General features: G+C 48.8%; 11 protein-coding genes. All 11 read right to left on the bottom strand.

All coding sequences use genetic code 11. From position 1 onward, the window contains the following. Window positions 1-340 precede the first annotated feature (340 nt). Window positions 341-1,294 carry a thioredoxin-disulfide reductase gene (gene trxB / locus MHI25_RS00865; RefSeq protein ID WP_340394809.1) on the bottom strand — a complete coding sequence of 318 codons (954 nt, stop codon included), beginning with the start codon at window positions 1,292-1,294 and terminating at the stop codon, window positions 341-343. Between the two features lie 150 nt (window positions 1,295-1,444). Continuing rightward, a complete protein-coding gene (locus MHI25_RS00860) occupies window positions 1,445-3,184 on the bottom strand; it encodes a tetratricopeptide repeat protein (RefSeq protein ID WP_076277720.1) in 1,740 nt (579 codons plus the stop codon). A gap of 232 nt (window positions 3,185-3,416) precedes the next feature. Next, the gene (locus MHI25_RS00855; protein ID WP_036687083.1) at window positions 3,417-4,367 is read right to left on the bottom strand and encodes a ribose-phosphate pyrophosphokinase; all 951 of its coding nucleotides are present in this window, start codon (window positions 4,365-4,367) and stop codon (window positions 3,417-3,419) included. 26 nt (window positions 4,368-4,393) lie between these two features. Further along, complete coding sequence (gene hisJ / locus MHI25_RS00850) at window positions 4,394-5,221, bottom strand: histidinol-phosphatase HisJ (protein ID WP_340394808.1); 828 nt, start codon at window positions 5,219-5,221, stop codon at window positions 4,394-4,396. 14 nt (window positions 5,222-5,235) lie between these two features. Next, window positions 5,236-5,949, bottom strand: coding sequence for a bifunctional phosphoribosyl-AMP cyclohydrolase/phosphoribosyl-ATP diphosphatase HisIE (gene hisIE, locus MHI25_RS00845; RefSeq protein ID WP_076220888.1), 714 nt, complete (start codon window positions 5,947-5,949; stop codon window positions 5,236-5,238). After that, complete coding sequence (hisF, locus tag MHI25_RS00840) at window positions 5,946-6,704, bottom strand: imidazole glycerol phosphate synthase subunit HisF (protein WP_076101059.1); 759 nt, start codon at window positions 6,702-6,704, stop codon at window positions 5,946-5,948. The genes hisIE and hisF overlap by 4 nt, the downstream gene beginning before the upstream one ends. 1,082 nt (window positions 6,705-7,786) lie before the next feature. Continuing rightward, window positions 7,787-8,524 (bottom strand): 1-(5-phosphoribosyl)-5-[(5-phosphoribosylamino)methylideneamino]imidazole-4-carboxamide isomerase, encoded by a 738-nt coding sequence (hisA, locus tag MHI25_RS00835; protein WP_076126839.1) that lies wholly within the window; start codon window positions 8,522-8,524, stop codon window positions 7,787-7,789. Window positions 8,525-8,566: 42 nt separating this feature from the next. Further along, complete coding sequence (hisH, locus tag MHI25_RS00830) at window positions 8,567-9,190, bottom strand: imidazole glycerol phosphate synthase subunit HisH (protein WP_076126837.1); 624 nt, start codon at window positions 9,188-9,190, stop codon at window positions 8,567-8,569. Window position 9,191: 1 nt separating this feature from the next. Then, window positions 9,192-9,800, bottom strand: a complete 609-nt coding sequence (gene hisB, locus MHI25_RS00825; protein WP_036687073.1) for an imidazoleglycerol-phosphate dehydratase HisB — start codon at window positions 9,798-9,800, stop codon at window positions 9,192-9,194. Beyond that, complete coding sequence (hisD, locus tag MHI25_RS00820) at window positions 9,787-11,097, bottom strand: histidinol dehydrogenase (RefSeq protein ID WP_076219569.1); 1,311 nt, start codon at window positions 11,095-11,097, stop codon at window positions 9,787-9,789. The genes hisB and hisD overlap by 14 nt, the downstream gene beginning before the upstream one ends. 38 nt (window positions 11,098-11,135) lie before the next feature. Beyond that, window positions 11,136-11,774, bottom strand: coding sequence for an ATP phosphoribosyltransferase (gene hisG / locus MHI25_RS00815; RefSeq protein ID WP_036687062.1), 639 nt, complete (start codon window positions 11,772-11,774; stop codon window positions 11,136-11,138). Window positions 11,775-11,840 lie beyond the last annotated feature (66 nt).

Below are 11,840 nucleotides of genomic sequence, written 5' to 3'. Positions count from 1 at the left end.
CTCTCCTTTAAGTTCGAATGGGAGTTACACAAAGTTTAACGTGAACATTTATTCAATCGGTCGATTTCTTAATAAATATTTTAAACTTAAAATTATTGTTTATAATAGGGTTTGTGTAAATTGTTCACGTTAACATTATATCTTCATTGTAAACGTATTTTTAAAATGCGCAAGTCTTTTTATAAAGACATTGTTACAGTTATTTTAACTTCCGAGCGGTAATAAATAAACAACATATTTAATATCTGGACACGGCCCCGCCAATATTGAAAAAAGCAGGCAACCCTTTAGAAAAAGGATTACCTGCTTATATGTCATCGGACTAAGATTTCTCGCAAAATTAACTATCCAGTGTTTCGCTCCAGTCATGCACCATCGTACCCTCTAGGTACTTCTCAGCATCCATTGCTGCCATACAGCCGGATCCCGCTGCAGAAATTGCCTGACGATAACGGGTATCCTGCACGTCGCCACAAGCGAATACGCCCGGGATGTTCGTTTCTGTCGTTCCAGGGTTGACCACAATGTAGCCGTTGGTATCGGTCGTAATTTGCCCCCCTAAAAATCCGGTGTTCGGCGTGTGCCCGATCGCGACAAACACTCCGTCCGCTTCGATGAGTTCATCAATTCCCGTCTCATTGTTGCGAACCGTCAGCCCCTTAACGCCAGACTCGTCGGTTGTAACCTCAAGCGGTGTACGGTTAAGAGCCCACGATACCTTACTGTTATCCCGTGCGCGAGCCTGCATAATCTTCGAAGCTCTAAGCTCATCACGACGGTGAACCAATGTTACATTAGAAGCGAATCGGGTTAAAAAGCTGGCTTCCTCCATCGCTGAATCTCCACCACCGACGACAATAATCTTTTTGCCACGGAAAAAGAATCCGTCACAAGTAGCACAAGTGCTGACCCCACGGCCCACATTCTCCTGCTCCCCGGGGATTCCTAAATATCTGGCAGATGCACCGGTTGAGATGATCACTGACTCCGCCTCTAATACTCCCAATCCATCTACAGTCACTTTAAATGGACGCTGTGAAAAATTAACTGAATCCACCCAACCATTCTTAAATTCAGCCCCAAAACGTTCAGCCTGCTTGCGCATGTTGTCCATTAAATCCGGGCCTAGAATTCCTTCAGGAAAGCCTGGGAAGTTCTCGACTTCTGTTGTCGTTGTCAGTTGTCCACCCGGTTGCATACCTTCAATCACAAGTGGGTTTAGGTTGGCACGTGCCAAATAAATTGCAGCAGTAAGCCCGGCTGGGCCTGTTCCGATTACAATCGTTTTGTACATAACAGTGGCCTCCTCACAATAGGGTTTATTTAGAAGAAACGGGCCCTTTTTTGGCAAGCATAGCCGCCTTCGGTGCCCCTATAAGGAACATTAGCGTTACGCAAGACATATAAAAAGGGCTCCGTTTCTACGAAATACTACATGATCGATTTAGATATTCTCGGTAAATGGCGGAAGGCTGTCGCTCACACTTCCCTCGAAACTACATTCCTCATCTATGCGCCGAGCATAACGACTGACCATAGAAACGGAAACATTGTAACGCTGGGCTACTTCACGGTAGGTGACCGGCAGGTTATGCGTTTTAGCAATTAGATATTCTAAGGCAGCACACCAGCCATTCGCATGACGGATAAACGGAACATCCGGATAAAGGCTGCTCAGAAATTGCTTCCACAGTAATTCAGCATCTTTTTTGTGGATTGCATCATATCTTCGATCCATCATACTAAGGGTCTGGTCGATAACTTTCTGCCAATCCTCTCTCCATTCCGGCAGTCCCTTCAGACGCGGGGAAGAGGTTTCTTTGACTTCCTGAAGCACATTCTCTTCAGGAACACTTCCAATCAGCCGCTGCAGACTAAGAAGTGCCGCTTCTTGCAGCTTTTCTTCCTGCAAGGGCTGCTGCTTCAGAAGTCCTTGCAGAATTTCGGACATCTCTTCATCTTCGATCCACCGCAGAGCTTCTGTAACCTGAAGCTTCGTATTGGCATCCCCGTAGCGGAGCGCCCAGAAGAAGGAAGAGCGAAGCAGCGGATTGTTCCGTACCTCTTCGGTAAAGCTGCCCTTGTTGTCCTTCCACAGCTTCAGCTGCTCCTGAAAAGGAAGCTGATAGTTGTAGCTGACCAGCGACAGCGTTTTACCTTCCCCCTGCGCCTGCTGCAGCTGAGCCAGAAAAAATCTCGGCACAGCCGATTCCGGATCGAGCTTAGCCGCCTTCTGCCAGCAGCGCTGCGCTTCTGTATACAGGCCACTATTGCTGGCAGCTGCCGCACAGTAATGATAGAGACTGGCGTCGCCACCGACCTCTTCATCCTTCAACAGACGTCTAAAATGGCCATAGGCGGTTCTATGGCGTCCCAGAATCCCCATGGTGGTGGCCATTTTGAACAGATGCTCCTGATGAAACGGAATGGTGGTCTCCAGAAGGTGTAACAATCCATCCAGTTGCCCGCGGTCACCTTCATACTGAAGGAAGATCGCTAAGTTACAGAGTGCATGCAAATTCCCGGAATCCAGCTCCAGCACCCGCATAATACATTCCTTAGCTTTGGTAAAACGACCCATATAAAAATACGCTAGGGCTAGGTTGTTATGTGCCGCCAGGAAGTCAGGCGTATTGCTCACAATCTCTTCAAGCAAAGTGACGGCTTGTGTAAACTTGCCCTCCTCCAACAGTGCTCGGGCTCGCTCATGCTCTATTACACCTTCCCGGCTTCTAATCCGGATAAGTGGAGCAGGACGGTCCAGCTCATATTGCAGCAGCTCCATCAATTCTTCCGATTCGGCCAGAAATTCACCGTTCACATCTTCTTCGAGATAAGTGACGAGTGAGCGTTCTGCCTCCTCATAGCTTTCCATATTGGCGAAGTTGTTAGCCATATAGAAATAACATTCCGTCATTGCCGGATCAATATTCTCCAGTACATGGGTTAAAATGTCGTTGGACGCTTCATAATTACCCATTTCTGATAATACGCCAGCCACGTTGCAATGATTGACCGGATTCTCCGGCTCGTACTCTACAGCTTTGCGAAAATTCTTTAATGCCTTATCATATTGAAAGCGATCCAAGGACCGAACGGCTCTTTCAAAGAAAAAATTGGCATTCAGAGTTACAGGAATCACATTATCATTCCCCAGTTCATACTCTGAAGTTCTCTCAATCATGGAAGCAAGGCACCTCCCTTATAAGAAGCTTCCTTATACTAACGAAAAATAGGAGGGCGGCGCCCTATGGGGTATGCCGGAGCTCCATCCTTAATCGCTATTCCGTTCCCTTATTGGGCGCGGGTATCTCCACACAGTATACCACATGTGACAGCGAGAATCTCAAGTTGAGAAAGACTCTACCACTCTGCTTACAACATCTTTTTTGACAAAAAATAAAAAAGACGGGGAATTAAATTCCCGCGTCTCTAAATAGCTTATCGATCGAACCACCCTCGAGGATGATGTGTGTGGCCTGAGCAAGCATCGGTGCAACAGATAATACTGTAAACCGACTTGAATGGTCATCAGGTAGTGCAATAGAATCTGTCGTAACCACTTCCTGAATAGAAGGATGGTCAAGCCGCTGTAGCGCGGGCCCTGAGAATAATCCGTGCGTCGCGCAGACAATACTGTCCTTCGCACCTCTCTCCTTCAGGCCTTCTACCACATTCACAATGGTCGTCCCAGTATCGATCAGATCCTCAATAATGATAGGTGTCCGTCCCTCGACATCACCAATGACATGAGTGATTACCGATTCATTATGGGCTGGGCGCTTCTTGATCATAATGGCAAAAGGTGAATCCAGCTTATTCGCCAGCTTCTCAGCCATAGACGCACGCCCTGCATCCGGGGAAACAATGACCAGGTCAGACATTGCCTTGGCTTTCAAATGGCTGCTGATCAAATCGAGTGCAGTCAGATGATCGACCGGAATGTTGAAAAAGCCTTGAATCGCCGCTGCGTGCAAATCGATGGTGATTACGCGGGTTGCTCCAGCGGTCGTCAACACATCAGCCACCATCTTAGCCGAGATCGGCTCACGAGGTGCGGACTTCCGCTCCTGCCGAGCGTACCCATAATACGGCACAATAATGTTCACTGTACGAGCCGATGCCCGTTTGGCAGCATCTATCATCACCAGCAGCTCCACGAACATCTCATTAATGGGATGCGAAAGGGATTGCACCAAAAATACGTCGCAGTTCCGGATGCTTTCTTCGTAATGCACGTAAATCTCGCCGCTCATGAAGCGGGTCAGCTTTATCTGCCCCAATTCAACACCAAGTCGCTCCGCAATATCAGCCGCTAACTTTGGATTCGACGAACCGGAAAAAATACGTAATTGTTGATGATGCATAATACCCTCCTGCGGATTATAAATTATTATAGTTTGAACTGAACAGTGGTACGGCGGCGTCCCTCAAATACAGCCAGCTCACGAAAACCAGTCTGCCAAAGCATACTACGCGCCTCTTGCAGCCCGTCCCCCAGCTTGGCAGGATCATGTGCATCGGAGCCTAATGTCAGCGGTATGCCGAGCTTTAGGGCCTCCTGTAGCAGATGCTCGGCCGGGAACATCTCAGCGCAAGGCTTCGTAAGTCCGGATGCATTCAGCTCCATGGCGATTCCGCTATCCGCTATAACCTTTAAGGTCTCTAGCTCCAGCGCCCTTACCTCAGCCGTGCCCTCCGGTGTTTGTGGGCCATAACCGAACCGTTTAATAACATCCATATGTCCTATAATATCATATAATCCCGATAACGCCGACTTCTTTACCGCATCGTAATAAAGACGATATACCTCTAGCGCATCTTTGCCTTCCCAACCATGAACCTGGCGGTGATCCGTAATATCCCACTCCCCAAGAAAATGTACAGAACCTATAAGATAATCCCATGGATACGGCGACAAAATCTCGCGGATTTGCTCTTCATAGCCTTCGATATAATCAGCTTCCAGCCCCACCCGCAGATCTATGACTCCACGGTAACGCTCCTTTAAGGTTAGACATTCCTCCACATAACGAGGCAGCTCAGCCATTGGCATAGCCATTTCTGGATAATAGCTGGCGGGATCTACGTGGATGAGCGGCAAGTGGTCGGATAACCCCAGCTGCTGAAGTCCAAGCTCTATCCCGCGCTGTACATACTCCTCAAGCTTACCCACGGCATGGCCACAGCGTTCATGATGCGTGTGGTAATCAATATGCATCACTCAGTCCTCCCTTAGTACTGATCCCGGCGTGGGCGTTCGTGACGGGTACTCAACTCTTCCATAATCTCATCCAGTGGAAGCTTGCGCTCTTGCAGCAATACCAACAGATGATAGATCAGATCACTGACCTCAAGACGCAGCTCGGCGTTATCTTTATTTTTGGCGGCAATTATGGTCTCGGAAGCTTCCTCGCCTACCTTTTTGAGGATCTTATCCACGCCTTTATCAAACAGATAAGTGGTATACGCGCCTTCCGGGCGTTCCACTTCCCGTTCAGCAATCACACGCTCCAGCTCACCAAGAACAGCAAAACGCTCACCATCCGTCAGACTAGACACTGATTTCGAAGCATCCGTTGTTGGGTTATTCAAAGGAATCTCACGGAAAAAGCATGACGTAGCTCCAGTATGGCAAGCTGGTCCTTCAGGCACAACCTTCACGAGTAGTGTGTCGCTATCACAATCATAGGATATGGAGGTAATAGCTTGTGTGTTGCCTGAGGTTCCGCCTTTATGCCAAAGTTCGCTGCGTGAGCGGCTCCAAAACCAAGTCTGGCCACTCTCCAGTGAGAGCTGTAACGATTCGGAGTTCATATAAGCAACCATCAGTACCTCTAAACTGCTAGCATCCTGAACAACGGCAGGCACTAGACCCGCTTCATTCCAGCGAATGCCTGCCAGAGCTTCTTTTTGGCTTAATGTGGTATTGTTTTGTGTTTCGCTCATCGGATTTCTACCCCTTTTTGCTTCAAATCTGCCTTTAAATCATTAATTGCAATCTCTTTATAGTGAAAAATGGTCGCCGCAAGTCCCGCATCGGCTTTCCCTTCCGTAAATACATCGTAAAAATGCTCCTTCTTCCCAGCGCCGCCAGAAGCAATCACAGGAATACTGAGCAAATCGCATACTGCCGAGGTTAGCTTCAGGTCGAAGCCGTCTTTTGTGCCATCTGCATCCATGCTAGTGAGCAAAATCTCGCCTGCGCCCAGCTTCTCAGCTTCTTTAGCCCAAGCCAGAGCACGGATGCCGGTGGGCTTACGCCCGCCATGAGTGTAAACTTCCCATTCACCAAAAGCCTCATTATATTTAGCATCTATCGCTACTACAATACACTGGGAGCCAAATCGGCGAGCACCCTCCAGAATGAGCTGAGGATTAGTGATGGCTGCCGTATTAATGCCGATTTTGTCTGCGCCTGCACGAAGAATCCTTTTCATATCATCAGTTGTAGAGATCCCTCCACCCACTGTAAAAGGAATGGCAATCTCACCAGCGGTCTGCCGCACAACCTCGATCATCGTTGCTCTACCTTCTACGGAAGCCGATATATCGAGAAACACAAGCTCGTCTGCGCCCTCACGGTCATACAGCGCCGCTAGCTCTACCGGATCTCCAGCATCACGCAGATTCACAAAGTTAACGCCTTTGACTACCCGTCCATCCTTAACGTCAAGACAGGGGATGATACGTTTTGCTAACATTATGAAATCCCCCTTTCTTTAAAAAGCGTTTCAAGCACCTAAAGTGTGTCGGTACCCCTAAAGCCCTCTTAGCCCAGGGGGAGCCCAAGGGCCCCTGCCCCCTCTGGAAACCTTGATTGTTGGCATGGCGGATCATAGCCCATCCGGCTGAACCATAGCCCACACTACTGAACATGTGCTATGATCGCTAACCCCTTCGTGGCCGCTTTCTAGATCCATAACACCCTCATGTTCCGCGGTTTTGGCCCTTATGTGGTCGGAAGGGCTCACGCCACCTGCAAGCCCACGAGTATTTAATTGCACAACGTGCAGTTATTTTATCAGCCTTTTTGCAAGCTACTCTTTTAACTGCATTTCGTACAACTAAATCTGGGGATGAGCTTATAAATCAACTCATCTCTGAGTTATAGCTGCACGAAATACAACTAAATTAGCTAATCAGCTCTAAATGTGAAAAATAGCTGTATAAAGTACACTTAAATCATCATCCGAGGAAAAATACCCTTCCCGCCGCCTCATTACGCCTATTGTAGCAGATTGTGCAGCGGGTTTTAGCTAGCGGGTAACCTCCATTTTCACAGGTATTAAGATTTCACCGGATCCCTCGTTGAAACAGCGCCCAATTCGTTACGCCATTCGTAATGAGATTTTTACAAAGTGCAAACACATTAGCTAGTTGGGTTTGTTGCTTTATTGGCCAGCTGGTTTGTTTTAGCTCTTTTGTTGGTTTATTGCTTTGTTGCTTTGTTATTAAGCCCTTTTGCTGGTTTGCTGGTTTGTTCGTTTAACTTTTGCTAGTTTGCTTCTCTGGGCGTTCATTTAATTATCATTAGTTACTCATTTACTGTTACGTCTATTTCTTTAACCCACTGCTCATTTACTAGTTCATCTATTGTCTTTTTGTTCATTCGCTCGTTTATTAATTAGTTTGGTGATTTAGAGATTTGTGTTCACTACGTTACTGTTAAGTCTATTTCTTTAACCCACTGTTGGTTCTGTCTGTTTCATTGATCCACTATTCCTTGGCTAGCTCATGTCGTCTTTTTGTTCATCCGCTCATTAATTAGCGCGCTCGCCCAACGCTATTTCTGCCCAAGCGCTCGCAAAGCTCCAGAAAGATCAATATTGCCCGTGTATAACGCCTTGCCAACAATAGCTCCACCTACACCACTGCCGCTGTGTACGTTCAGACGCAACAGATCATCAAGACTGGTGACTCCGCCGGACGCGATCACAGTTTTACCGCTGGCCTGCGCCATGGACAGGATACCGTCCACGTTCGGCCCCTGCATCATCCCGTCGCGGGAGATGTCGGTGTAAATGAATGTCTCGGCTCCTTTTGCAGCCAATTCCTTGGCAAGAGCTTCAGCACGTACTTCAGAGGTGTTCAGCCAGCCGTGTGTCGCAACATAACCGTTGCGTGCATCAATGCCGATCGCGACTTTATCGCCGTATTTTGCCAATACCTCTTCGGTAAAAGCATGATCATTAATCGCAGCAGTACCGATAATGACGCGGCTAACGCCAAGTCCGAGCAATTTCTCTACGTCCGCAAGATTGCGAAGACCGCCGCCCACCTGCACAGGAACGTTAGCATTAGCAGCAATAGCACCGATAATCGCATCGTTCACAGGATGACCCGCTTTCGCACCATCTAAGTCCACCAAATGAATGAACTTTCCACCTTGCTCTTCCCATGATTTTGCCACCTTTAGTGGACTATCATTGTATATCGTTTCCTGATTGTAATCCCCCTGCTGCAGCCTGACGCATTTTCCATCCCGGATATCAATCGCCGGATATACAATAAAAGAAGACATTTGGCGCTCCCCACTTTCGTTACATTATATTTATAGCGTGGCTTACGCCCGCTCTCTCTTAATCTTCAAAAAATTACCCAACAGCTTGATTCCCAGCTCTCCGCTTTTTTCCGGATGGAACTGCATACCGAACACATTATCTTGCCCGACAATAGCCGTGACTGGGTAACCATAATCTGTGACAGCCAGCAGATCACTCTCTTTTGCTACAAGCGCGTGATAAGAGTGGACAAAATACACATGCCCCTCCTCAAGGCCAACAAAAAGTGGATTCTCCGGCTGTCTGAAGCTGAGCTTGTTCCACCCCATATGCGGCACCTTATAGCCATCTCTAGGAGCGAACCGCACCACTGAACCCGAGAGAATATCTAGCCCCTCATGGCTGCCATGCTCTTCACCGGTGCTAAACAACAGCTGCATGCCAAGACAGATCCCAAGCAGAGGCTGCTCTCCAGCGGCTACCTGTTTGACGACAAGATCCAAACCATTCTCCCGCAAATGCCCCATCGCATCGCCAAATGCACCGACACCTGGCAGAATGACACTATCAGCAGCGAGAATTTGCTCGGCATCACCCGTCACTACACACTCATAACCGAGACGTTCTACCGCCTTACTCACACTGTGCAGGTTGCCCATGCCATAATCGACGATTGCAACAGTCATCCTACAGCACTCCCTTCGTAGAAGGCACACCCTTCACACGGGGATCAATCAAAGTTGCCTCATCCAGCGCCCGTCCAAGCGCTTTGAATACAGCCTCAATCATGTGATGAGTGTTAGAACCGTAGTGTACGATAACATGTAACGTAATCCGTGCTTCGAGCGCAAACTTCCACAGGAACTCCTGAACAAGCTCCGTCGAAAAGCTGCCCACCTGCTGTGAAGGATAGGTTGCACGATATTCAAAGTGCGGGCGATTGCTGATATCGATCACAACCTGCGCCAACGCCTCATCCATCGGTACAAAAACACTCGCATAACGTTTGATTCCTTTTTTATCACCCAGTGCTTCGTGCAGGGCCTGCCCTAGGCAGATCCCAATGTCTTCAACCGTGTGGTGATCATCAATCTCGATGTCTCCACGCGCCTGTACAGACAGGTCAAATTGTCCGTGCTTTGTGAACAGATCCAACATATGATTCAGAAAAGGAACATCCGTCTCCAGCTCTGAAACTCCACTTCCATCTACATTAAGAGACAACTTTATATCCGTCTCGTTTGTTTTACGGCTTAATCCAGCTTGGCGCAGGGCTTGTTCATTATTGTTCTCCATATCCGTCTCCACCTTTTCCTTCGTTCTTGATTCGAATCTCAATGGCTCGTGCGTGGCCTTCTAAGCCTTCGCGACGTGCCAGCTCTATAATGGTCTTCCCATCACGCAAGAGTGCTTCCTTACTGTAATAGATCAGACTTGATTTTTTAATAAAATCATCCACATCCACTGGTGACGAGAAACGTGCGGTCCCATTGGTTGGGATAATATGATTTGGCCCGGCAAAATAATCACCCACGGGCTCGGAGCTATACGCTCCCAGGAAGATGGCTCCAGCATTCTCAATGCTGCCTACGAGGCCCATAGGATCTTCGACAACAATCTCCAGATGCTCTGGTGCCAGTCTATTCACTACGGAGATCCCTTCCTCCATAGATTCCACAACAATGATCGCGCCGTAATTCTCTACCGAAGAACGGGCGATCGCCTGACGCGGCAGCTCTTGCAGCTGACGCTCCACTTCGGCCGCCACGTTATCCGCCAGGCTCTGCGATGGCGTGACCAGAATCGCCGAGGCCATCTCGTCATGCTCGGCCTGCGAAAGTAGATCCGCTGCGACATAAGCCGGCTCAGCGGTCTCATCTGCCAGCACGACAATTTCGCTTGGACCCGCGATACTGTCGATATCCACGGCGCCATATACCTCGCGTTTAGCCAGCGCAACGTATATGTTGCCGGGCCCACATATTTTATCTACCGGCGCTATGCTCTCCGTACCAAAAGCCAAAGCAGCTACCGCCTGTGCTCCGCCCACACGGTAGATTTCATTCACACCTGCTTCTGCGGCAGCAACCAGGATATAAGGGTCAATCCCTTCCTTGCCGCCGGTGGATGGCGGAGTCACCATGACGATCTCCGGCACACCCGCGATCTGTGCTGGGATCACGTTCATCAGCACCGAGGAGGGATAAGCTGCTTTGCCACCAGGTACATATACCCCTACCCGCTTCAGCGGACGAATAATCTGCCCCAGAATCGTGCCATCCGGCTGCAAATCCATCCATGAATTCCGTTTCTGTCTGGCATGGAACGCCCGGATATTGGCTGCAGCTGCTTGAATAGCAGATACGAAAGATTGCTCTACTCGGCCATACGCTGCCTGAAGCTCTTCCGGCGTTACCCGCAGTTGATTCGGCGTAAGTGCAACCCGGTCAAATTGCTCCGTATAGCGAAGAAGCGCTGTGTCTCCTTCTTTTTTAATGGCGGCCACAATTTCCTTTACCGCCTGATTTTGCTCTGGCGTACCATACTCCACTTCCCGCTCTAGCTTAAAGTCCTTGCTCGACACAACCTTCATCGCTGGTTCCTCCCTTTACCCCTAACATCTGTTGCCGCCTACCGCAAATTAGGTTGCCCTATAACTGCCTGTAGTCGGTCACACAGTTGCTGTATCTCTTCATTTTTCATCCGATAGCTCACACGATTTGCCACCAGGCGGCTTGTAATTTCGAATATACTCTTCATTTCGATTAATCCGTTGTCCCGCAGCGTTTGCCCGGTCTCTACCATATCCACAATACGATCGGCCAGACCAATCAGTGGTGCAAGCTCGATGGATCCATTCAGCTTCACGACCTCGACCTGTTGGCCCTGCTCCCTAAAATACCTTGAAGCTACATTCGGATATTTCGTCGCTACACGCTGCTGAATTCCCGGCTGCCAGTTCGGCAATCCGATGATCGACATCCGGCAGCGGGCAATGCCAAGATCAAGCAGCTCGTATACATCACGATCTTCCTCCAGCAAAACATCCTTGCCCACGATCCCAATATCCGCCACGCCATATTCTACATATGTAGGTACATCTACTGGTTTCGCCAATATAAACTCCATCCCTGCCTCAGGCAGCGGAATAACAAGCTTGCGTGATGCCTCACCGTCCGGTGGAATCGGAAGACCTGCCTGGCGGAACAGCTCAGCAGCCTTTTCGTAAATCCGGCCTTTTGGCATAGCCACCTTCAATATCTGTGCCATTGTTAAGTTGCCTCCTTTTCCATCTCCATGCAAAATTTATGTTAATCGCTTTTTGTACTAGCGATA

Source organism: Paenibacillus sp. FSL E2-0177 (assembly GCF_037992975.1).
GTDB classification, from domain to species: Bacteria; Bacillota; Bacilli; order Paenibacillales; family Paenibacillaceae; genus Paenibacillus_AQ; species Paenibacillus_AQ odorifer.
Note: the sequence above shows the minus strand (reverse complement) of the source record. Positions and strands in the feature narration are given on the sequence as shown.